This window comes from Actinomyces bouchesdurhonensis (assembly GCF_900128465.1).
Classification (GTDB): Bacteria; Actinomycetota; Actinomycetes; order Actinomycetales; family Actinomycetaceae; genus Pauljensenia; species Pauljensenia bouchesdurhonensis.
Genome location: NZ_LT635868.1, coordinates 205,213 through 228,895 on the forward strand (window position 1 = coordinate 205,213; position 23,683 = coordinate 228,895).

Annotated in this window: 14 protein-coding genes and 4 pseudogenes; 7 read left to right on the forward strand and 11 right to left on the reverse strand. The window is 64.7% G+C overall.

From position 1 onward, the window contains the following. Positions 1–13: 13 nt before the first annotated feature. From metE to BQ7477_RS05775, 3 genes are all read left to right on the forward strand, one after another. Complete coding sequence (metE, locus tag BQ7477_RS05760; RefSeq protein ID WP_073983148.1) at positions 14–2,335, forward strand: 5-methyltetrahydropteroyltriglutamate--homocysteine S-methyltransferase; 2,322 nt, start codon at positions 14–16, stop codon at positions 2,333–2,335. Between the two features lie 399 nt (positions 2,336–2,734). Then, on the forward strand, positions 2,735–3,172 hold the full coding sequence (locus BQ7477_RS05770) for a winged helix-turn-helix domain-containing protein (RefSeq protein WP_073983150.1): 438 nt from the start codon (positions 2,735–2,737) through the stop codon (positions 3,170–3,172). A 190-nt stretch (positions 3,173–3,362) separates the two neighbouring features. Continuing rightward, entirely contained in the window at positions 3,363–4,202 is an 840-nt protein-coding gene (locus BQ7477_RS05775) for a single-stranded DNA-binding protein (RefSeq protein ID WP_234968708.1), read from the forward strand. Here the strand turns inward: BQ7477_RS05775 and BQ7477_RS05780 are convergent. The 5 genes and pseudogenes from BQ7477_RS05780 to ilvA form a co-directional block, all read right to left on the reverse strand. After that, positions 4,199–4,663: a holo-ACP synthase gene (locus tag BQ7477_RS05780; protein ID WP_073983151.1), complete on the reverse strand. Its 465-nt coding sequence runs from the start codon at positions 4,661–4,663 to the stop codon at positions 4,199–4,201. The genes BQ7477_RS05775 and BQ7477_RS05780 overlap by 4 nt on opposite strands. A gap of 3 nt (positions 4,664–4,666) precedes the next feature. Next, the gene (locus tag BQ7477_RS12395) at positions 4,667–5,332 is read right to left on the reverse strand and encodes a hypothetical protein (protein ID WP_234968738.1); all 666 of its coding nucleotides are present in this window, start codon (positions 5,330–5,332) and stop codon (positions 4,667–4,669) included. Further along, a pseudogene (locus tag BQ7477_RS12400) lies at positions 5,309–6,022 on the reverse strand (hypothetical protein); the annotation flags it as partial. The gene BQ7477_RS12395 and the pseudogene BQ7477_RS12400, both read right to left, overlap by 24 nt. 256 nt (positions 6,023–6,278) lie before the next feature. Continuing rightward, positions 6,279–8,948, reverse strand: a pseudogene (locus BQ7477_RS05790) (acyltransferase domain-containing protein); the annotation flags it as partial. Positions 8,949–9,123: 175 nt separating this feature from the next. Further along, positions 9,124–10,410, reverse strand: a complete 1,287-nt coding sequence (ilvA, locus tag BQ7477_RS05795) for a threonine ammonia-lyase IlvA (RefSeq protein WP_073983153.1) — start codon at positions 10,408–10,410, stop codon at positions 9,124–9,126. 85 nt (positions 10,411–10,495) lie between these two features. On the opposite strand from ilvA, the gene orn reads away from it, so the two are divergent. Further along, positions 10,496–11,143: an oligoribonuclease gene (gene orn, locus BQ7477_RS05800; protein WP_129582516.1), complete on the forward strand. Its 648-nt coding sequence runs from the start codon at positions 10,496–10,498 to the stop codon at positions 11,141–11,143. 228 nt (positions 11,144–11,371) lie between these two features. Then, a complete protein-coding gene (locus tag BQ7477_RS05805; protein WP_234968708.1) occupies positions 11,372–12,211 on the forward strand; it encodes a single-stranded DNA-binding protein in 840 nt (279 codons plus the stop codon). Here the strand turns inward: BQ7477_RS05805 and BQ7477_RS05810 are convergent. The 6 genes and pseudogenes from BQ7477_RS05810 to BQ7477_RS05845 form a co-directional block, all read right to left on the reverse strand. After that, positions 12,208–12,672 (reverse strand): holo-ACP synthase, encoded by a 465-nt coding sequence (locus BQ7477_RS05810; RefSeq protein WP_073983151.1) that lies wholly within the window; start codon positions 12,670–12,672, stop codon positions 12,208–12,210. The genes BQ7477_RS05805 and BQ7477_RS05810 overlap by 4 nt on opposite strands. Before the next feature lie 6 nt (positions 12,673–12,678). Beyond that, positions 12,679–15,848, reverse strand: a pseudogene (locus tag BQ7477_RS11070) (fatty acid synthase subunit beta domain-containing protein); the annotation flags it as partial. Between the two features lie 44 nt (positions 15,849–15,892). Then, on the reverse strand, positions 15,893–17,449 hold the full coding sequence (locus BQ7477_RS05830; protein ID WP_073983158.1) for an acyl-CoA carboxylase subunit beta: 1,557 nt from the start codon (positions 17,447–17,449) through the stop codon (positions 15,893–15,895). 177 nt (positions 17,450–17,626) lie between these two features. Next, positions 17,627–18,391: pseudogene (locus BQ7477_RS11485) on the reverse strand (fatty acid synthase subunit beta domain-containing protein); the annotation flags it as partial. Between the two features lie 17 nt (positions 18,392–18,408). After that, complete coding sequence (locus tag BQ7477_RS05840; protein WP_073983159.1) at positions 18,409–20,199, reverse strand: acetyl/propionyl/methylcrotonyl-CoA carboxylase subunit alpha; 1,791 nt, start codon at positions 20,197–20,199, stop codon at positions 18,409–18,411. After that, positions 20,186–21,070, reverse strand: coding sequence for a biotin--[acetyl-CoA-carboxylase] ligase (locus tag BQ7477_RS05845; RefSeq protein WP_073983160.1), 885 nt, complete (start codon positions 21,068–21,070; stop codon positions 20,186–20,188). The genes BQ7477_RS05840 and BQ7477_RS05845 overlap by 14 nt, the downstream gene beginning before the upstream one ends. A gap of 316 nt (positions 21,071–21,386) precedes the next feature. Here BQ7477_RS05845 and ettA point away from each other — a divergent pair, with 316 nt between their 5' ends. Together ettA and BQ7477_RS05855 are read left to right on the forward strand one after the other, a co-directional pair. After that, positions 21,387–23,069, forward strand: coding sequence for an energy-dependent translational throttle protein EttA (gene ettA, locus BQ7477_RS05850; RefSeq protein ID WP_073983161.1), 1,683 nt, complete (start codon positions 21,387–21,389; stop codon positions 23,067–23,069). Positions 23,070–23,368: 299 nt separating this feature from the next. Continuing rightward, positions 23,369–23,653: a PTS sugar transporter subunit IIB gene (locus BQ7477_RS05855; protein WP_073983162.1), complete on the forward strand. Its 285-nt coding sequence runs from the start codon at positions 23,369–23,371 to the stop codon at positions 23,651–23,653. Positions 23,654–23,683 lie beyond the last annotated feature (30 nt).

Below are 23,683 nucleotides of genomic sequence, written 5' to 3' on the forward strand. Positions count from 1 at the left end.
CAAGGAGAACACCATGTCCGCTGCCACCGCGCAGTTTCCCACCGCCACGATCCTGGCCTATCCGCGTATAGGCCGCGAACGTCAGCTCAAGCGTGCCCTCGAGGCCCGCTGGGCGGGTCGTATAACCGACGCCGAATTGCTTGACGCGGCAGACGAGCTGCGCAAGGAAAACCTGTCGCGCCTGGTCGCCCTTGGTCTTGACGCATCCGATGCTTCGCTTGCCGATGCGCCCTCCCTGTATGACCACGTCCTGGATGCCACGGTTCTCCTGGGTGCCGTCCCCCCGCGTTTCGCTGGACGTGAGGGCCTTGACCTCTACTTTGCTCTCGCTCGCGGCGACGACAAGGTCGGTCCCGAAGAAATGACGAAGTGGTTCGACACGAACTACCACTATCTGGTCCCCGAGATAGGACCCGACACGCCTCTGCGCTTCGCGGATGACACGGTCGTGCGCCGCTTCACGGACGCCCGTGAGTGGGGCTACGTGACCCGCCCCGTCCTGGTTGGTCCCGTCACCTACCTGGCCCTGGCTAAGGCCGACCCAGCTACCCCCGACTTCGATCCGCTCACCCGCATCGACGAGGCCGTGGCCGCATACGCGGAGGCACTGGCCTCCCTGCGCGCAGCGGGTGCCCCGTGGGTTCAGCTTGACGAACCCGCCTTGACATCCGACAACCTTTCGCACAGTCGCGCCGAGCTAGGCGAATTGGCTGTCCGCGTCTACGAGCGCCTCGCAGCCGCGACCGAGCGCCCCCAGATCCTGCTCACCACCCCCTACGGCGATGCCTCCCACGCGGTGGGCGCGCTGGCAAAGACTGGAGTCGAGGCCCTCCACGTCGACACGCTGCGCGGTTCCCTGCCCAAAGGAGCGGATCTGTCCGGGGTTACCCTCGTTGTCGGCGCTATCGACGGTCGTTACGTTTGGCGCGCCGACCTCGCCCAGGCGCGCGAGACCCTGAAGGCAGCGCAGGCCCTGAGCGCTGGCCGCGTCACCGTCGCCACCTCCAACTCCCTGCAGCACGTGCCCCACGACACCGCGCTGGAGACCTGGGACGACGCGACCCTCAACGAGAACCTGCACGCCTGGCTTGCTTTCGCTGATCAGAAGGTCGTCGAGGTGGTGACCCTGGCACGCGGACTGGATGAGGGATGGGAAGCCATCGACGACGAGGTCGCCGAGGCGTCTCGCGTCCTCGCCCAGCGCGCTGCCACTCCTGGCGTCGTGCGCCCCGAGGTCCGCGCGCGTGCAGCTGGACTGACTGAGGCTGACCGCACCCGCGAACCTTACTTGGAGCGTGAGGCCGCCCAGGCCGAGCGACTGCACCTGCCCCCGCTACCCACGACGACGATCGGGTCCTTCCCTCAGACCACCGACATCCGTAAGGTTCGCGCCGCCAACGCCCGTGGTGAGCTGTCTGACGCGGACTACGAGGCGCGCATGCGTGAGGAAATCGCCTCGGTGATCACCCTCCAGGAAGAGTTGGGCCTGGACGTTCTCGTCCACGGTGAGGCCGAGCGTAACGACATGGTCCAGTACTTTGCGGAACTGCTTGACGGTTTCGCTGCGACACGCAACGGCTGGGTACAGTCCTACGGCTCTCGTTGTACGCGTCCGTCCATCCTGTGGGGCGATGTGTCCCGCCCTGCACCCATGACCGTGAGCTGGACTACCTACGCTCAGTCTCTGTCGGATAAGCCCGTCAAGGGCATGCTCACGGGTCCGGTTACGATCATCGCGTGGTCCTTCCCGCGAAATGACCTGCCCCTGGGCGAGATCGCTGACCAGATCGGCCTGGCTCTGCGCGACGAGGTCGCCGACCTCGAGGCCGCCGGTATCGCCGCCATCCAGGTCGACGAGCCCGCCCTGCGTGAACTCCTGCCCCTGGATGCCGACCGTCACGCCGACTACCTGAACTGGTCGGTAGGGGCCTTCCGTCTTGCCACCTCTTCGGTACGACCCGACACTCAGATCCACACCCACCTGTGCTACTCCGAGTTCGGCCAGATCATCGACGCCATCAAGGGCCTGGACGCCGACGTGACCTCGATTGAGGCGGCGCGCTCGAAGATGGAGGTCGTCCCCGAGCTAGCGGAGGCCGGCTTTGATCACGGTATCGGCCCCGGCGTGTGGGACATTCACGCTCCCCGCGTGCCTAGCGTCGAAGAACTCGCTGAGCTGATCGGCCTGGCTGCTGACGCTGTTCCGGTCTCGCGCCTGTGGGTTAACCCCGACTGTGGCCTGAAGACGCGTGGCTATGCGGAAACGAAGGCGTCGCTGGACAACCTTGTCTGCGCTACTCGGCAAGTGCGTGCCCAGCGTGGCCTGGACGGCTGAAACGTCGCCTAGGCGTTGAGGTGAGGGGCGGGACCGAAAGGTCTCGCCCCTTGCCATAGCAGCATCATCGCAGGCCACCCACGGCAACGAGGCCGAGACGGAGTATGGGAGGTGGTAGTTCTCGTCATGCGCCGTGCGATGACATCGAAGAACACACACTCATCCGACGCACATGCCTGTTACACAATCTCACCTATTGAACATAGTGTTGCTGCCTTGGCCAGGCTTCGACAAACTAGAGCCATGACGACCTTCGCGAACCCTATGTGCTGCCCCTCCGGCGGCATGATCTCGCGAATGTGTATGTGATTGACGCCCCAGATACACCTGTCAATCACCGCCGCAGTGATATACCCACGTCGATAGTGGGAGTGCGGCCCCGAAGAATCGGATACACCCATGACTCTCGTCAACGCCCCCGCCCCCTCCGTCCGCAACGCCGACGACCGCCCCACCTCCTATGAGGAATTTCTGGATGTCCTAGCTGGCCTGCGTCTAAGTTCCTCCCGCATCGACATTGACATCGACCGCGGACAGGTCACTCTCGATGGGCGCGATGCGGGACTGTCCGCCAAAGAACACGACCTCCTCGCATACCTGGCCGCTAACGCCGACCGCGCTGTCACCCGCGACGAACTGTTCGCATCCGTGTGGGTCCACGCGGACCTCGGAGCCGACTCGCGCACCGTCGATGCTCACATTCGTCGCTTGCGCAAGAAGCTCTCCGCGGCTCCCGACCTCATCTCGACGGTGCGCGGCGAAGGCTACCGCTTCAACTCCANAGATACCCGAGGCCTGACTTCCCCCACGCATCAGCATTCGGCGGCATCCCGGTGAGGGGTGCCGCCACGCGCGAGTCCTGCATGCGCTGCGTGTCCACAGGGGATGGTTCGTGTCACGTTTTCCACAGGGGGTCGCGGGTGTCTGCATCTATCCACAGGACGCGTCTCCTGGCTTGAAAGACGGAGGATCGCGGGGTTTCCTGGAGGTATCCGGCACTCGCCGGGCAGTATCGGAAAGGGAAGCAATGATGCAGGACATTTCAACGACCCTCAAGGGGCGTATCGGTTCGGTCCCGACGATGAAACATATCAAGGGAGACACGTGCGTGACGACGTTTCGCCTGGCAATTCCCCGCTGGCGTTTCACGGTCGATGCGCGCACGGGCAACGCCTCCTACGTGGAGGATGGCGCCTACTGGTACACGATTGAGACGTGGGACAAGCTAGCCGACAACGTGGTTCGCTGCTGCTGCAAGGGCGATCCGGTGATCGTGGTGGCCCGACCTGTCCCGAACGCGTGGGTGGACGCGAACGGGCAGATCCGTTCGTCTATTGTGTTCCGTGCCAGCGCTGTTGGGCATGACATGGCGAAGGGCACGTCGCGGTACACGAAGAACGGGGCTCATTCGACGCAGGAGCCGGCTGCTGGCAGCCCGAATGATCCTTTTTCGACGAGGACCGAACATTCTGGGCGCGAGCCGCTTAGCGAGACGGAGACGGTGTGCTGTACCCCCGTGCCGGACGGAGACATAGCGGGTGAAGGGGCGCATGGGTTGGTTGGTGCGCAGCCGCAGCACACTTGCGCTCTGGCAGAGAACCCGGTCGATGCGCGAACTGGTGACGCAGGCCAGGAACCGGCTGCGGTGCAAGGAGTGCCGACCAGTACGGCCTTGCAGGTGCGCGACGGGTGCCCACCAGTCGCCCCTGCCCCGTATACGCACGACGGGTCCGAGGAGGACTCCTCGGACCCGTGTTGGCAGTCGGTGTCGCGTTTCGATTATTCGGCGGTGAAAGGGACCCCGAAGGCCTCGGATGAGACTGGAGAAGAGCCGGAGGAACCCGCGCCGCCCGAGGATCTTTATTAGCCTGGCGTGTCGGCGATGATCACTTGAGCGATCGCGGTTGGTCCGTCGTGGCTGATCGAGACGAGTGCCTTCCACGATGAGGAGGAACCCAGCGATTCCACGCAGGCGGCACTGACACGACCGTGTAACGCGATGGCGGGTCGGTTCCACTCATCGTGGATGACCTCGATCTCGCGCCAGTCGACCTCGTCTGTCCCGATGAGGGGAGACTGACCAAAGAGCGCGCACGACCACGCCTTGATGAAGGCTTCTTTCGCGGCCCACAGGCCGCCCGCGTGACGAGCCACGGCAGCGTCGTAGCGGGCGGAGCCGGGATGCGCGCCTGAGGTGGAGGCGGCGCGTGCGCGGACCCGGCGGGCCTCCCGGGGCGTCAGTACGCCCGCCAGGAAGGCCGAGCCTGGCTCCCTCACCTGAGCGGCAAACTCAGGGAGGGACACCAGGTCAACGCCGAGTCCGCGCATCACTCACTTGCTTTCCGGCATGTGATAGAAGCCGTCCTCGCCGAGGCGAGCGTTCGGATCCAGCAGGATCGCGGCCTCGACCTCGTGCGCATCACCCGCGACGCCGACAGCCGGATCGTCGGGCAGTCGTCGTGCATCAATCGAGGTGAACAACGGGGCGTGGCCCAGCATACCCATCTCGATGTGACGCTGACCGCTTCGTAGGCGACGATCGGAAGCAGCACGCCAGGCATCGAGTGCGTCGCGACCGAACTCGCGCTCCACGATGGCCTCGAAGGCCGCGGGGTTGACAAGGGCCAGGAAGCCGGAGACATGTCCGAAGCCGAGCGAGGTCGCGAACGCCGCGCGCACCGGACCGCGCGAGTTCAGATTCAGCGGGGAACGCAGCCACACGAGCGGGCTGTACTGTTCCATCGCGTCGTCAACGCAGTCGAGTGCGACGTTCGCGGGGATCATGCCCGTGCGGAACACGTCGATGATACCGCCGACCTGGAACACGCAGGCACCGCCCTTCGTGTGACCAGTGAGGGTCTTCTGCGAGACGACGAGCAGCGGGTTACCGGGGGTGCGGCCCAGCGCCTTGCCGACGCGGGTGTGCAGGTCCGACTCATTCGGGTCGTTGGCGTTCGTTGACGTATCGTGCNGCGTGCGCGCGGCCAGGTTCGCCAGGGTTGGGGCGGCGCCGAGGCCGACCTCAATGACCTGATCGACGCCCAGGCCGACAACGCCGGGGGCGGCCTCTTCGGTCGAGAGCAGTACGCGCTGCGTCTCGATCCAGCGCACCGGGGAGGCAAACTGCCAGCACAGCAGCTCGATGAGCAGTGTGCGGGTCAGAGCGCCTGGGTTGGCCAGAGCCGCGTCCCACGCGCCGGGAGCCTCAAGCAGCTCGCGCACCGTCTCGGAGGGGACCACGTCGAGGATGGACTGGGCGAACTCGCGGGTGAGTTCGAAGGGACGCGCCACCAGGTTGGGGATGTAGCGGCCCACGAGCTTCGCGGGATCGATCTCTGCGGGAATACGCTCGTCAAGCTTCGTGCGGAAGTCCGCCACGCCGCCTCGCAGAACGGTGGAGTGGAAGGGCACGTCGATGCCGGGAACATACATGAAGGGGCGCTTGCCGCCGCGCTCGGCGGCGCGCTTGGATGCGTCCCCCTCGAGAGCCTTCAGGCCCGCGACCGTACCCGCGACCGCGTACTGCTGGTCGGCCAGGTTGAAGTTCACGATCTGGAGGAACTCACCCGAGGCCTCGGCGATCGAGGCGACGTACTCCACGACGTGAGCGTCGTCCACGCCGAACTGGTTGGGACGCAGGGCGCCCATACGGTAGTTCGAACGGCCGTTCTCGTCGCGGGGCACGAGCNTCGGTGGCGAAGCGTGCGACGTCCTCACGAGCAGAGGCCCAGCGGTCGTCCAGGAGGACGGCACGGGCAGCATCGAAGCGAGGCTCGACCAGGTCAACCCAGCCGGACCCCAGTTCGGCGGTGACGGCGTCGATGACGCGCGCGTCGTCGTTGGATTCTTCGCCCGTGGGGGCGGGCGCATTCAGGCCCAGCTCGGACAGGATCGTGCGAGCCGTCTTGGCCAGGACACCGTTCTCGCCTGTCACGGATGCGGCGTAGGCGTCCAGTGCCGCGGAATCCACGACACCGCCACCACTTGTGCCACCGGTGCTGGGCAGGGACACGGCAATACCTTCGCGGGCAGCGACGGCGGCCACGGCCGCGTCGATGAGTGCATCGACACCCGCGCTGTTCGTCGGCGCATCCACCGGCAGGGTTGCCAGGTCACCATCGCGTGTCGAGGCACCCTCGCGGGTTCCCAGGACGATCTCGGCGGTGACGTGCTGGGCCCAGCCGGCACCGAGCTGCCACGTGCCGGTGACGCGCTCGGCGATGCGGGTGGCCTTAACACCAGCGGCACCGAATAGCTTGCGCGTGCGCTCCTTGACGGCTTCGGCCAGGACCGGACCGAAAGGCTTGTATCCCTTGGCGGCCTTGTCGACCGTGGCGGATAGGGTGGCCACGTCGGCCTCACCGGCGCCGTCGATAGAGTTCAGCCCCAGCTCGGAGGACATGTCCATGAGGAGCTGATTGCGACGCGAGGACACGCCNAGCTTCGTGCGGAAGTCCGCCACGCCGCCTCGCAGAACGGTGGAGTGGAAGGGCACGTCGATGCCGGGAACATACATGAAGGGGCGCTTGCCGCCGCGCTCGGCGGCGCGCTTGGATGCGTCCCCCTCGAGAGCCTTCAGGCCCGCGACCGTACCCGCGACCGCGTACTGCTGGTCGGCCAGGTTGAAGTTCACGATCTGGAGGAACTCACCCGAGGCCTCGGCGATCGAGGCGACGTACTCCACGACGTGAGCGTCGTCCACGCCGAACTGGTTGGGACGCAGGGCGCCCATACGGTAGTTCGAACGGCCGTTCTCGTCGCGGGGCACGAGCGAGTGCATCGTGGAACCGCGCTGGAAGACCAGGTCGAGGACCGTCTCGAGCGGGAAGACCTCGGCGTAGGCGGCCAGCGCGTCGTACTCGCCCAGCGAGTGACCGGCGAAGGCAGCGCCGGGGACCAGGACGCCCTCTTCGCGCAGGCGAGCCGTCTGGCCGATCGCCAGCGTCGCGAGCGCGACCTGCGTGAACTGGGTGAGGTTCAGGACGCCCTCGGGGTGGCGGTAGGTCACGCCACGCGCCACGATCTCGGTCGGGTTATCGCGCACAATCGCCAGGATGGAGAAGCCCATCGCCGAGCGCGTGTGCGCATCCGCGCGGCGCCAGACCTCGTCCACAGCCTTGGACTTAGCGCGCTCGTCCAACCCCATGCCGGCACTCTGGATGCCCTGTCCGGGGTAGACGTAGGCAACCTTCGGGGCGAAGGTGTAGGCCGACGCGCGAGACACAACCTGCTTGTCGATACGGCAGGTGACCTCGAGGGACAGACCGCCGCCGACGACGCGACCAACGCGCTCGACAGTGATCTCAACCTCGTCATTCAGGTCCACGGTGCCGTACATGTAGTAGGTCCAGCCGGCGATCTGGGCACCGCCCTGGTCACCAACAACGGCCTCGGCGGCGTGCTGAGCAGTGGCCGACAGCCACATGCCGTGCACGAGAGGCGCGTCCATGCCAGCGACCTTAGCGGCCGCGTAGGAGGTATGGATCGGGTTGTAGTCGCCAGAGACGATCGCAAAGGGCGTCATGTCGTCCGGGGCCTTCACGTTCACGCGGCGCAGGACCGAGCGGGGCGTGTCAACGACCTCGACAGTCGCGCCACCGAAGGGAGCGGCCTCGGAGGGGGCGCGGTTGCCGGTGGCGCGACCACGGATCGCGAAACGCTCCTGCGTGGAACCCACGTGCTCGCCGTTGGCGGTTAACTCGAGCGCGACTGTGACGATGCGACCGGAGGAGGATTCGTCGACAGCGGCCACGTAGCTGGTCACATCAATCGTGGTGATACCGCGATCAAGCATCTGCTCGGGCGTGCACTCCAGTGTGATCGAGTGATCGAGGTGGACGGCGTTCAGAAGACCCTCGATGACTGGGTAGTCATTGTGGATGGCCGAACCAAGAGCCGCGTAAATCGCGGGCCATGCGGGGCCGAGCAGGGCGTCGGGCGCCCAGGCGGCTAGCTCGTAGGTAGCGGGCAATGCGGCGCCGGTCGCCTCTGCGTGGTCAAAGCCCAGGGTCGGAGCCAGCGTGAAGGAGTAGTGGGCCTCGCCGAAGGCAGACTTGGTGGAGGAAATCATGAAGGGGAGCGCATCGACGGTGTCGCCCGCGACTGACACGGAGGTCACGCCCGCGGTGGCCGCGAGCATCGCGTACATGTGCTGAGGCAGCTTGGCCTCGTCGATGACGGGAACCGCGCCATCCTCACCGGACAGGACGAGCGGGAAGATCAGCTCGCGCACCGCGTGCTTCTCGGCGCCGCGCGGATCGGAGTCCCAGGCGGTGTCCAGGTGGATGACCATGTCCACGCCGGTGTCGGTCGCCTTCAAAGACACGCGCTCCTCGTCGAGGATGGCTGCAGGGTTGGTCATGAGGTGGCCGGTCCACGAAATGAACGGAACCTTACGCAGCCACTCCTCGCGGGTCGCGGCCGGTTTGCCGTTGCCCAGGCGCGAAGCGACGGGGGTTGCCACCACGCCGGAGTCGGCCAGACGAGAAGCAGCTGCGGCCTCGAAGCGGCCCAGCAGGGAGGCGACGGGTTCGTCGACACGATCGATACCGGCTACGGAGACCGGGCCGGGGATGATACGGACCTGATCGGCGGTGTAACGCTCGTCCTGCGCCNCCCCGCCCCGCACCGCCCCCGCCGCAGCACCCGACCCGGCCACCGCGCGCACGGCCCATGCGACAATCCCGGGCGGCTCCCATCCCAGACACGCGCCCGCGGACAGCAATAAAAGAGAGGGGCCACGGCCTCGTCCACCGAAGCCGCGCCCCTCTGCGACGCCGAGCCCTCTCTTAAATCACGAGCCGCGTGATCTCAGAATCCAGCGGCAGCTCCTCCACGTGCAGGGGAGAGGCCTCCATCCGATGCCGAAGCCCGTTGATGTCATCCGGGTTGGTCAGATCGATGCCTACGAGAGCGGGTCCGAGTTCACGGTTGTTCTTCTTCGTGTACTCGAAGTGCACGATGTCGTCCGCCGGTCCCAAAACATCCTCCAGGAACATGCGCAGCATGCCCGGCTGCTGAGGGAACGTCACGAGGAAATAGTGGCGCAGGCCTTCGTGGCGCAGCGAACGCTCCATGACCTCCGCGTAACGCGTCAAATCGTTGTTACCTCCTGACACAACGCACACGATCGCGCCGTCGCTGCGACCCAAAAGTGCCTTGCGATCGGACGGATCCGTCAAGAATACGTGCGCGGCTGTCGAAGCGAGGGCACCAGCGGGTTCGGCGATAACGCCGTCGGACTGGTAGAGCTCCAGCATTTCCGTGCAGACCGCACCCTCGGGTACGACAAGCACGCAGTCAACGAACTGAGAGGCAATGTGGAAGGGCAGTGCCCCCGCGCGACCCACTGCCGTACCGTCCACGAAAGGATCCACCTTCGCCAGAGACATCGGCTGGCCCGCCTCGAGGGCCGCATGCATCGACGCTGCGCCCGCAGGCTCCACACCGATGATCCTAACCTCCGGACGATTCGCACGCAGCCACGTCGCGATGCCCGCCACGAGGCCACCGCCGCCCACCGGGATCAGGACAGCCGCCGTATCCGTCGGCATCTGCTCTTCGAGTTCAACGCCGATCGTTCCCTGGCCCGCGATCGTGAATGGGTCGTCGTAGGGATGAACGTACGTGCGTCCCGTCGCGCGAGCCGCCTCCTGGGCGAGAGCATTGGCTCGATCAAAGGTACCGTCTACGATGACCTGCTCGACCCACTTTCCGCCGATCGTCGCAATGCGGCGACGCTTCTGTCGGGGAGTATTCGACGGCAAATAGATGGTGCCCCGCACGCCCAGATGCGCGCACGCATAAGCCAAGCCCTGCGCGTGGTTACCGGCCGAGGCACACACAACACCGCGTTCACGCTCAGCGGGTGACAGGAGCGACATACGCGCATACGCTCCGCGAACCTTGAAAGAACGGCACTTTTGCTGATCCTCACGTTTGAGGAGAATATCGACGCCGGCCTCGGAGGACAGGCGCTCCGAGCGCTCCAGGTTCGTACGCACGGCCACCCCTTCCAGGGCGGTCGCAGCCTGACGGATGTCCTTGGGTGTGGTCACGTGAGAACTAGCGGGCATGAAAACTCCTTCCAATACCCTTCCAGTGTAGTAGTGGCCACCGCAGCCGCGACCCGCCCAACCGTATGACGAGTCGCGCACTAACATAGAGGGCGTGAAAACTCTGAAAGACCCCCTGGTCTGGATTGACTGCGAAATGACAGGCCTTGATGTCGCGCGTGATGCCCTCATCGAAGTGGCGGTTGTTGTCACCGACGGCGACCTGACAATCGTCGACCCCGGCATGGACGTTCTCATCACACCTCCTGCGGACGCGTTGGAGAACATGAATGACTTCGTGCGCAACATGCATACCTCCTCCGGACTGCTTGATGACCTGCACACCTGTGGCGTGTCGATGGAAGAGGCAACCGAGCAGGTCCTGTCCTACATCAAGCGTTTCGTGCCCCAGCAAGGCAAGGCCCTCCTGGCTGGTAACTCGGTGGGCACCGACAAAATGTTCCTCGAAGCGAACATGCCTTCCGTCGTCAACCACCTGCATTATCGCCTCGTGGACGTCTCCTCCATCAAGGAGCTTGCTAAGCGCTGGTACCGCGCGGCCTTCGCCGAGTCGCCCGAGAAGCATGGTGGTCACCGTGCTCTGGCCGACATCCTGGAGTCTATTCAGGAGCTGGAGTACTACCGTCGCGTTCTGTTCCCCTCCGAGCCCGTCACAACGGAGCATGCCCGCGAGGTTGCACGCGAGGTCATTGCTCTGGGTATTCCAGCGACGTGCGAGATACCCGAGGCCTGACTTCCCCCACGCATCAGCATTCGGCGGCATCCCGGTGAGGGGTGCCGCCACGCGCGAGTCCTGCATGCGCTGCGTGTCCACAGGGGATGGTTCGTGTCACGTTTTCCACAGGGGGTCGCGGGTGTCTGCATCTATCCACAGGACGCGTCTCCTGGCTTGAAAGACGGAGGATCGCGGGGTTTCCTGGAGGTATCCGGCACTCGCCGGGCAGTATCGGAAAGGGAAGCAATGATGCAGGACATTTCAACGACCCTCAAGGGGCGTATCGGTTCGGTCCCGACGATGAAACATATCAAGGGAGACACGTGCGTGACGACGTTTCGCCTGGCAATTCCCCGCTGGCGTTTCACGGTCGATGCGCGCACGGGCAACGCCTCCTACGTGGAGGATGGCGCCTACTGGTACACGATTGAGACGTGGGACAAGCTAGCCGACAACGTGGTTCGCTGCTGCTGCAAGGGCGATCCGGTGATCGTGGTGGCCCGACCTGTCCCGAACGCGTGGGTGGACGCGAACGGGCAGATCCGTTCGTCTATTGTGTTCCGTGCCAGCGCTGTTGGGCATGACATGGCGAAGGGCACGTCGCGGTACACGAAGAACGGGGCTCATTCGACGCAGGAGCCGGCTGCTGGCAGCCCGAATGATCCTTTTTCGACGAGGACCGAACATTCTGGGCGCGAGCCGCTTAGCGAGACGGAGACGGTGTGCTGTACCCCCGTGCCGGACGGAGACATAGCGGGTGAAGGGGCGCATGGGTTGGTTGGTGCGCAGCCGCAGCACACTTGCGCTCTGGCAGAGAACCCGGTCGATGCGCGAACTGGTGACGCAGGCCAGGAACCGGCTGCGGTGCAAGGAGTGCCGACCAGTACGGCCTTGCAGGTGCGCGACGGGTGCCCACCAGTCGCCCCTGCCCCGTATACGCACGACGGGTCCGAGGAGGACTCCTCGGACCCGTGTTGGCAGTCGGTGTCGCGTTTCGATTATTCGGCGGTGAAAGGGACCCCGAAGGCCTCGGATGAGACTGGAGAAGAGCCGGAGGAACCCGCGCCGCCCGAGGATCTTTATTAGCCTGGCGTGTCGGCGATGATCACTTGAGCGATCGCGGTTGGTCCGTCGTGGCTGATCGAGACGAGTGCCTTCCACGATGAGGAGGAACCCAGCGATTCCACGCAGGCGGCACTGACACGACCGTGTAACGCGATGGCGGGTCGGTTCCACTCATCGTGGATGACCTCGATCTCGCGCCAGTCGACCTCGTCTGTCCCGATGAGGGGAGACTGACCAAAGAGCGCGCACGACCACGCCTTGATGAAGGCTTCTTTCGCGGCCCACAGGCCGCCCGCGTGACGAGCCACGGCAGCGTCGTAGCGGGCGGAGCCGGGATGCGCGCCTGAGGTGGAGGCGGCGCGTGCGCGGACCCGGCGGGCCTCCCGGGGCGTCAGTACGCCCGCCAGGAAGGCCGAGCCTGGCTCCCTCACCTGAGCGGCAAACTCAGGGAGGGACACCAGGTCAACGCCGAGTCCGCGCATCACTCACTTGCTTTCCGGCATGTGATAGAAGCCGTCCTCGCCGAGGCGAGCGTTCGGATCCAGCAGGATCGCGGCCTCGACCTCGTGCGCATCACCCGCGACGCCGACAGCCGGATCGTCGGGCAGTCGTCGTGCATCAATCGAGGTGAACAACGGGGCGTGGCCCAGCATACCCATCTCGATGTGACGCTGACCGCTTCGTAGGCGACGATCGGAAGCAGCACGCCAGGCATCGAGTGCGTCGCGACCGAACTCGCGCTCCACGATGGCCTCGAAGGCCGCGGGGTTGACAAGGGCCAGGAAGCCGGAGACATGTCCGAAGCCGAGCGAGGTCGCGAACGCCGCGCGCACCGGACCGCGCGAGTTCAGATTCAGCGGGGAACGCAGCCACACGAGCGGGCTGTACTGTTCCATCGCGTCGTCAACGCAGTCGAGTGCGACGTTCGCGGGGATCATGCCCGTGCGGAACACGTCGATGATACCGCCGACCTGGAACACGCAGGCACCGCCCTTCGTGTGACCAGTGAGGGTCTTCTGCGAGACGACGAGCAGCGGGTTACCGGGGGTGCGGCCCAGCGCCTTGCCGACGCGGGTGTGCAGGTCCGACTCATTCGGGTCGTTGGCGTTCGTTGACGTATCGTGCTTGGACACGAAGGACACATCGTCGATACCGACGCCGAGTTCAGCGAGGTTACGGGCGATAACGGAGTGTGCTCCGCCGCGTGCCACCGCGAGGGCACCCAGGCCGGGGGCCGGGATCGAGGTGTGTGCGCCGTCGCTGAAGGTCTGCGCGTGAGCGACGACCGCCAGGACCGGCAGGCCCATCTCGAGCGCGATCGAACCGCGGGTCAGCAGCACCGTTCCGCCACCCTGCGCCTCAACGAAGCCGCCGCGGCGGCGGTCGTTGGCGCGCGAGACGAAGCGCGGGGAGATTCCGCGAGCGAGCAGCTCGTTCGAGTTCGCGGTCGCGTTCATTGCTCCGAATCCCACGATGGACTCGACCTGGATGTCGTCGATGGCGCCAGCCACGACGAAGTCGGCCTTACCTGCCTTGATCTTGTCGAGGCCCTCCTCGATGGATACCGCGGCGGTCGCACAGGCGCCAACCGGGTTGATCATCGAGCCGTAGCCGCCCACGTAGGACTGCATGGTGTGGGCTGCGACCACGTTGGGCAAGGTCTCCTGCAGGATGTCCTGCGGGTAGTCTTCGCCCAGGAAGCGGTCAACGAAGAGCTTGTGCATCGACCTCATGCCACCGAAACCGGTGCCCTGCGTGGAGGCCACGGTCGCCGGGTGGACGATGCGCAGCAGTTCGGCGGGGCTGAATCCGGCGGACACGAAGGCGTCAACGGTGGAGACCAGATTCCACACGGCGATCGGGTCGATCGAGTCCAGCATAGAGGCCGGGATGCCCCAACGCGACGGGTCAAAGTCCGTGGGGAACAAGCCACCGATGCGGCGGTTGAGGGTCGCGCGACGCGGCACGCGCACCTGGGCGNGAACGGCACAGGGCCGGGAACCATGCGGCGTCGATCGGTGTAACGTGCGTGGTCGCCGCGTTCGGGTAGGCGGCCATCAGGCGATCGGCGGCGGCGTGGGCGTCGGCGACGTCCTCGACGGTCGGGAACAGAGTCTCAACCTCGCCGTGGTCCACGGGGGCCAGACGCGCCTCGACGCGCTGGAGCAGATCGTGGTAGCGGATCTGCCACGTCGGATCAACCCACGGGAAGGACAGGTCAGCGAAGCGACGCACCCAAGCCTCGTAGGTCATCTCTTCGAGGTCACCGAAGTAGGGCTTGGCCGTGTGGGAGAGGATTTCGATGATCTCGTCCTTGCGGGCTCGCACCTGTGCTCCGTCGGAGCCGATCTCCGCGATGATGCGGGCTGCAGCGGCAGCCGCGTTGGATACCTCGTGCATGTCGGCGCGCAGGTGGGACAGGCCCGACGTCATACCGCCGCGGGTCACGCCCTCGCCGACCCAGCCGTCGAACTCGTCGCCGGCGGGCACGCCCGGTGTGGCCACGAGCAGCTCCTTGACAGCCTTTGTCGTGTGCGCTTCTTTCGTCGTCATCGCGGCGGTGCCAACGAGAACGCCGTCGACGGGCATCGGCGGGCGACCGTAGCGTGCCGACCACTGTCCGGTCAGGAAGTCAGCGGCGCGTTCGGGTGTGCCGATGCCGCCGCCCACGGTCAGGACGATGTTGGACTGGGCGCGCAGCTGAGCGTAGGTGGCCAGCAGCAGGTCGGACAGGTCCTCCCAGNGGCCAGTCAACGGGGGTAGTCAGAACGGCAGCTGCCAGGCGGTGAGCGAGTTCAGCGTCGATGCCGCACTGCGCTGCCCACTCGTCAACCTGGGTGAGGGCGTCGGCCAGCATGGGGGAGTGGAAGGGCACGTAGACCGGAAGGTACTCGCACACAGGACTCAGCGGGCGACCGCCGCGCTCGTGCGCGTCGTGCGCCGCCTTGTCTTTAGCGGCCGCGCGCTCAATGGCGGCAACCAGCGACGCCAGGTCGTTCGGGGCGCCCGAGACGACGTGTGTGTCCGTATCGTTACGCAGCGCGATCGACAGCGGATGGGACGTTGAGGGCAGGGAAGAGACAATGCGCGATAGGACAGCATCCTTTACGCCCCGCACGGACACCATGTAGGTTGCGTCTCCCGCGTGGGGGGCGCGAGCACGGCGCGTCACGCGTGCAGCAGCCGCACCGATTAGGCGAGCGAGCGCGAAAACAGACGCAGCCCGCGCTTCGTCCCCTGCGATCCAGGCGCGCGCGATTTCCACACCGAGCACACCCTGCGAGTGACCTTCAAAAGCGGTGGGCCGGTTCGCCACGATGTTCAGGCCAGCGCGCGTCAGGTCGATGAGCGCGCCCAGCTGTGCGGCGACGATACCCGGAACCGACAGGGCGGCCTCGTCGGGGCCAGTTACCTCGCGGGTCACGGCCACTTCACCGTCAGGAGCGGGCAGCGCGAAGGGTAGAACCGACACGGACTGCGTGGCCAGCGAACGGCGCACGGGGGAGAGCACCTTATCCGACGCTTCGATGACGCCAGCGACGATCGCGGCGATCTCGGGATCGTGGGCAATCTCGTCGAGCGCGGCGCGCCACGGGGTCGCCTGACCGGCGAAGGTCAGCGCGTAGGGAGTCTCGTTCAGAGAGGACACAAACGACATGTTCATACTTTCGATCGGGAACAATACTTCTCAAACGGCAGCGGTCACAGGGGACCGTTGTCGTGACGCTTCACATGGGGGGCGCGCTGGTCCTTCGAGGCCAGCAGATGCAGGGAATCGATGATGGTCTGACGGGTGTCGGCGGGGGCGATAATGCCGTCGAGCTGGCCTGAGGACACGGACACCTCCGGGTTAACGGTCTCTTCCTCGTAGCGAGCGACCAGCTCAGCCTTCGTCTCCTCAAACGTGCCGTTCTCGCGGGCAGCGGCCAGCTCACGGCGATACATGATCGACGCTGCGCCTTCCGCACCCATGACAGCGATCTGCGCGTCCGGCCAGGCAAACGCCAGGTCTGCGCCTATCGACTTCGACCCCATGACGATGTAGGCGCCGCCGTAGGCCTTACGCAGGATCACGGTCACCATCGGAACCGTCGAGTTCGCGTAGGCGACGATCACCTTCGCGCCGCGGCGGATGATGCCCGCCTGCTCCTGCTCGGTGCCGGGACGGTAGCCGGGCACGTCCACGAAAGTAACGATCGGCAGGCCGAAGGCATCACAGAAGCGGACGAAACGCGCGGCTTTCTCCGACGCATCAACATCGAGGGTGCCCGCGTCGTTCATTGGCTGGTTTGCCACGACACCCACCGACTGGCCATCTACGCACGCGAAACCAATCGTCACGTTGGGGGCAAACAGGTCTTGGATTTCCACGTACTCGCCGTGATCGACCAGAGAACGCACGACATCTCGGACGTCGTAGGGCTGACGCGCTGAGGTCGGAACCAGGTCCGCGACCGCGCGTGCCGCAGCCTCGTCCTCCGGGTTTGTAATGTACTCGTACTTCGGGGGATCGACCTCGCACGAGGATGGGAGGTAATCCAGGAGCGAACGCACGTAGTCGATCGCTTCTTCCTCCGTGTCCGCCATGTGGTGGGCCACTCCGGAATGGAAGTTGTGGATAGCGGCACCACCGAGCTGGTCGAGCGTCACCTTCTCACCCGTCGTCGCGGCCACAACGTCCGGGCCGGTGACGAACATGTGCGAGTTTTCGCGCGTCATGACGATGAAGTCGGTCAGCGCCGGCTGGTAGACGGCGCCACCCGCGCACGGACCCAGGATGATCGAAATCTGAGGAACCAGCCCCGAAGCCTCGCACGTCTTCTTAAAAATGCGCCCGTACTGAGCCAAGGCGACGACGCCCTCCTGGATGCGAGCACCGCCCGAATCCTGAATGCCGACAATCGGGATGCGCATGCGAATACCCAGGTCGATCAGGTCGACGATCTTGTCGCCCTCGACTTTGCCCAGGGTTCCACCCATCACCGAGAAATCTTGCGCGTAGGCGGCCACCATTCGGCCCTGCACGCGACCGTATCCGGCGGCCACAGCCGACCCTATGCGTCCGGCGCGCACCGACCCGCCGATGAACTGACCGACCTCGTGCCACACGCCGTCGTCGAAGAACAGGGCGAGGCGCTCGCGGGCCGTCAGCTTGTGCTTGGCGTGCTGGCGCTGAGCGGCCTTTTCTTCAGCTGCTTGGGCGATCGCGTCTTGCGCCTGGATGAAACTGTCACGCGTGGCGGTATTTGTCGTGCTCATTTGGCCTCCTCGGTGGCGATGTGGGCGATGCGCGTCCCGGCCGTGACAGTGTCCCCCTGGGCGATGGCAAGGGAAGTGACGGTGCCAGCGCGGGGCGCCAGCAGCGGCTTTTCCATCTTCATGGCCTCGAGTACGGCCACGAGCTGGCCTTCCTCCACGCGGTCTCCTTCCGCGANTCGGCGGGCGACCGTAGCGTGCCGACCACTGTCCGGTCAGGAAGTCAGCGGCGCGTTCGGGTGTGCCGATGCCGCCGCCCACGGTCAGGACGATGTTGGACTGGGCGCGCAGCTGAGCGTAGGTGGCCAGCAGCAGGTCGGACAGGTCCTCCCAGGAGTGGTGGCCGCCGGAGTGGCCGTCTTCTACCTGGACGATGACCTTGATCGGGTCGGCCTCGCGGGCGATCGCAATCACCTTGCGGATCTGGTCGACCGTGCCGGGCTTGAAAGCTACGTAGGGGAAGCCGTCGGCGCGTAGCTGCTCAATGAGGGCCAGGGCCTCGTCCTTCTCGGGGATGCCCGCGGAGACGACGACACCGTCAATGGGGGCCCCGGACGCGCGTGAACGTGACACGATGCGGGCCTGGCCGAACTGCAGGTTCCACAGGTAACGGTCCAGGAACATGGAGTTGAACTCGGCGGTGTGGCCGGGGCGCAGCTGGGCGCGCAGGCCCGCCAGGTTCTCGTTGTAGACCTCTTCGGTCACCTGGCCGCCGCCCGCCATCTCGGCCCAGAAGCCGGCGTTCGCGGCGGCGGCAACGATCTCGGGATCGACGGTCGTGGGGGTCATGCCGGCCAGCAGGACGGGGGAGCGGCCGGTGAGGCGCGAGAAGGCGGTGTCCACGACGGTCTTGCCGTCGGGCAGGGTCACGAGGCCGGGGCGCAGGTGCGACCAGTCGGTGCCCGGCTCGGGGGTCCAGCCGGGGGTCGCAGCCTTGTCNCGCGTGGCGGTATTTGTCGTGCTCATTTGGCCTCCTCGGTGGCGATGTGGGCGATGCGCGTCCCGGCCGTGACAGTGTCCCCCTGGGCGATGGCAAGGGAAGTGACGGTGCCAGCGCGGGGCGCCAGCAGCGGCTTTTCCATCTTCATGGCCTCGAGTACGGCCACGAGCTGGCCTTCCTCCACGCGGTCTCCTTCCGCGACTGGCAGGGCGACGACGATGGCTTGCATGGGTGCAACAATGTCGCCGGGGGCACCCTGGTGGGGTCCAGAGTGGGTAGCGGTCGCGCTGGTGCGGCGCGGGGTTGAGCGCAGCGGTTGGGATGGGCGTGGCGCGTGGGCTGCAGGCGCGTTGAACATGCCGGCCGGCAGAGTCAGGGAGACTCGGCGCCCGTCGAGCTCGATGATGTAGGTTTGGCGCGGCAGGTCCGCCGTGGCTGAGGCTTCGTCGGGGGTCGCCAAGTCCGAATAGTCGTGGTGAGGCATGAACGTGGTCTCGAACCAGCGTGTCGAGACGTTAAAGCCGCCCACGCCGCAGAAGTCCGGGTCGTTGATGATGTCCTGGTAGACGGGGACGGGGGTGGCTACGCCCTGAACAGAGAACTCGGCGAGTGCGCGGCGCGAACGTGCCAGTGCCTGCTCACGGTCTGCGCCCGTCACGATGATCTTCGCAATCATGGAGTCGAAGGCCGTCTGGACGGAGTCGCCCTGGTCGATGCCGAGTTCGAGGCGAATGCCGGGTCCCAGGGGCCAGTGAACCTCGTCGAGGCGGCCCGCGGTGGGCGTCAGATCCTTCGAGGGATCTTCGGAAGTGACGCGGAATTCGAAGGAGTGACCGCGGGGCTCGGGGGGAGTCGTGAGTGCCAGGCCCTGAGCGATACGGATCTGCTCGCGCACCAGGTCGATACCCGTGACCTCTTCGGAGACAGGATGCTCGACCTGCAGGCGAGGATTCACCTCAAGGAACCAAATATTGCCATCCGGCTCGAGGAGGAATTCGACGGTGCCGACGCCGACGTAGTCCACGTGCTCGAAGAGTGCACGCGAAGCGGCGACGAGCGTCTCGTGGGCGCCCTCAGGTAGGAAGGGCGCGGGTGCCTCCTCAACGAGCTTCTGGTTGCGGCGCTGGACCGAGCAATCACGGGTCGAGATGACGTGGAAGTTACCTAGGGAGTCACGCGCGGACTGGGTTTCGACGTGGCGGGCAACCTCGACGAAACGTTCGACGAAGTAAGCGGCCAGATCCTCGGCGTCTGTGTGGCGAGCGAAGAAGAGATCAAGGTCGGATGCCGAACGGATGATGCTGATGCCTCGACCGCCGCCACCGTCGGCGCGCTTGAGCACCACGGGGTAACCTGCTGACGCGATGAATTCTTCAACCTCTGCTCGTGAGGACACGGGTTCGGACACTCCGGGAACCGGGGACACGCCACATTCGTGCGCGATACGGCGAGCGTTGATTTTGTCGCCCAGGGCATCGATGACGGAAGAAGAGGGGCCAAGCCACGCGATACCGGCATCCTCGACGGCGCGCGCAAACTCGGAGTTTTCGGAGAGGAATCCGTACCCGGGGTGAATCGCGTCAGCACCTGTTTCGAGGGCGATGGCCAGGATTTTTTCACCGTTTAGGTATGTGGACGCGGCGTCGTCTCCGCCCAGCGAGAGTGCCTCGTCGGCTTCGCGTGTGTGGGGCGCGGCCATGTCTTGATCGGCGTAAACGGCGATCGTGGAGATGCCCATGTCGGTGGCGGTGCGGCACACACGCAGGGCGATTTCGCCACGGTTAGCGACGAGGATTCGGTTAATTGTTCGCACGCTTCTCCTTGGTGTCGTGAACGAGAGTCAGGGGGGTGCCGGTCGTGAGGACGTCTCCGGCGTTGATTTCCTCGGTCGTACCGTCATCTGTGCGCAGCAGGAGTGCACCGGTGGGGGCCAGACCGAGCGCGATCCCTTCGCGCGCGGGCGTACCGTGCGCGTCTGTGGGGCTGGCGAGGACGATTCGTGTGCCGATGAGGGGCATGGCTTGCTCGGCTTCAGTGAGCAAGCCAGCGTTCGCGGCGTCACCGTGGGTGATGAGGGAGCGGATGCGTTCGTCTAGGCCTGTGAGGATTGAGCCGAGGAGTGCGTGGGCGACGCTCGTGGGGGCGGTTCCGGCCTGTTTGTCGCCTTCTGCCAGTAGGGAGGTGGCTTGGGCGGTGGGCATAGTCCCGGCTTCCTGGGCGATGTTGATGCCGTAGCCGAGAATCGCGGCGGTCATGTACGGGGACGAGGCTGGGGCGAGTTGGGCGAGGATGCCACAGATTTTCCGTGTCCCGTCTACTAGGACGTCGTTGGGCCATTTCAGGGTGACAGTGTGGCCGAGGGGTTCCAGGCGAGCTGTCAGGGCGTCGCGCACGGCGAGGGCGCAGGCGTGGACGGTCCATCCGAGGGCTTCGGCGGGAAGGGAGGAGGGGAGTGAGACGATGGTTGAGGCCAGGAGTGCTTGGCCGGGCGGGGTGATCCAGGAGCGCCCGAGGCGACCGCGTCCGGCGCTTTGACTATCGGCGATGATGGTCGTCAGGTGCGGGGTAGCTGTGGCGGTGTCGGCCAGGAGGGTGGCAGCCAGGTCGAGAGTGGAGGGAGTGTCGGTCACGTGATAGATGGGTGCGCGCACCGCGTCCATGGTGATGCGCGTCGGGGTGACCATGTGCGTTCCTTCCGGTGTGTGGCAGTTTGACGGGGGCACGCAGGTGCCCCGGTACTTAAAAGTTTGTCTTAAAAGTCGAAGAGATGCACGCACTTTTTAAAAAATTGCAATAGTTTCTAATGAATCATTACGGAGGCGTAACCAAGCACGATGCCCGTGACTGTGCGGAAGTGGCGAAATTCCCGCGATTTTGCCCTGAGATGAGGATCACCGACCTCGTCGTTGCTCTGGGCCTCGTCCTGGCGCGCGAGGGATCGGTACCATAGGGGAGATCCCGCGCGCGTGAGCGCGTCCCCAACCACCCGAACGGAGTAACGTGGCGGAGTTTATTTATCAGATGATCAAGGCCCGCAAGGCCATCGGTGACAAGGTCATCCTTGACGATGTCACCATGGCTTTCTATCCGGGCGCCAAGATCGGTATGGTTGGTCCCAACGGCGCCGGTAAGTCCTCGATCCTGAAGATCATGGCCGGTCTGGACGAGCCCAGTAATGGCGAGGCTCGTCTGACTCCCGGCTACTCGGTTGGAATCCTCATGCAGGAACCCATCCTGGATGAAACGAAGACGGTCATCGACAACGTGCGCCTGGGTGCCGCCGGTATTTTAGGCAAGCTCGCCCGCTTCAATGAGATTTCTGAAGAGATGGCCAACCCTGACGCTGACTTCGATGCCCTCATGGATGAGATGGGCAAGTTGCAGACTGAGATCGATGCCGCCAACGCATGGGATATTGACTCGCAGCTCGAGCAGGCGATGGATGCGCTGCGCTGCCCGCCGCCGGATCAGCCGGTCTCCGTGCTTTCCGGTGGTGAGCGTCGCCGTGTCGCCCTGTGTAAGCTCCTCATTGAAGCGCCCGACCTGCTGCTGCTCGATGAGCCGACGAACCACCTGGATGCTGAATCCGTTCTCTGGCTCGAAAAGCATCTGGCCTCCTATCCGGGGGCAGTTATCGCCGTCACCCACGACCGCTACTTCCTTGACCACGTCGCCGGCTGGATCGCTGAGGTTGACCGTGGCCACCTCTACCCCTATGAGGGCAACTATTCGACCTACCTGGAGACCAAGGAGAAGCGTCTGCAGGTTCAGGGGCAGAAGGATGCCAAGCTGGCCAAGCGCCTGAAGGAAGAGCTCGAGTGGGTTCGCTCGAACGCCAAGGGACGTCAGGCCAAGTCCAAGGCGCGCTTGGCCCGCTACGAGGAGATGGCCGCCGAGGCCGAACGTACCCGCAAGCTCGACTTCGAAGAAATCCAGATCCCGCCGGGTCCGCGCCTGGGTAACGTGGTCATCGAGGCCAAGGATCTTCAGAAGGGCTTTGGTGATCGCTCGCTCATCTCCGGCCTGTCGTTCTCCTTGCCGCGCAACGGTATCGTTGGTGTTATCGGCCCTAACGGCGTTGGTAAGACCACGTTGTTCAAGACCATCGTTGGTCTTGAACCTCTCGATGGCGGTGAGCTGACCATCGGCGAAACTGTGAAGATTAGCTATGTCGACCAGACTCGTGCCGGCATTGATCCGGACAAGACCCTCTGGCAGGTCGTTTCCGACGGACTCGACTTTATTCAGGTTGGCAATGTTGAGATGCCCTCTCGTGCGTATGTGTCGGCATTTGGTTTCAAGGGTCCAGATCAGCAGAAGCCGGCTGGTGTCCTCTCCGGCGGTGAGCGTAATCGCCTGAATCTGGCGCTGACCCTCAAGCAGGGTGGAAACCTACTGCTGCTTGATGAGCCCACCAATGACCTTGATGTTGAAACTCTGGGTTCTTTGGAGAATGCTCTACTTGCGTTCCCGGGCTGCGCCGTCGTTGTCACCCACGATCGTTGGTTCCTTGACCGCGTCGCCACTCACATTCTCGCCTGGGAGGGGACTGAGGAACAGCCTGACAAATGGTACTGGTTCGAAGGTAACTTCGAGGCGTACGAGAAGAACAAGGTGGAACGCCTGGGTGAGGCTGCTGCCAGCCCGCACCGTGTCACGCATCGTAAGCTGACGCGCGATTGATGTTCATCGCTCAAGCGGGGGAGGGTCTGTGGGCCTTCCCCCGCTTGAGCGTATGTCCGGGGTGTTGATGCCTCGGGGGCTGCGTTTTTGGTGAGAGTCGAAGGTTCACATTGAGATGTCACGTAACTTGACAGTATAATTTGTGAGTGTATTTGATCGTTGGGACCGTTGGGTTAATTATTTATTGAGCGGCTTGACAGTGTGGATGTTCATGTTGCGGACCCCACTTGCCTTTTGTGCAGGTCACATCTACTATGTGATACGAATCGCAAAAAGCCGATGGCGTGAAAGGGGCTCCGATGGCGATTGAACAAGCGCTCATCGACGCGCTGGGAGGATACCTCAACATCGTTGAGATCGAACCCTGCACGATGCGTATCCGTGTTCAGGTGAAGACTCAGCGGGCAGTTGATGAAGCCGCGCTGCGTGTCGATGGTGTGTTGGCCGTCGTTCGTTCGGGCGATGTTGTTCAGATTGTTTGCGGGGCTTCCTCCGACGATATTGCGAGCGCAATGATCGCCTCCATCAAGAGCGTGGCCCATGACACCCCCTTGGATTCTTTGTCACAGCGGGCACACGCATAAAATTGTTTGTGTCCTCAGCCCACAACGTAG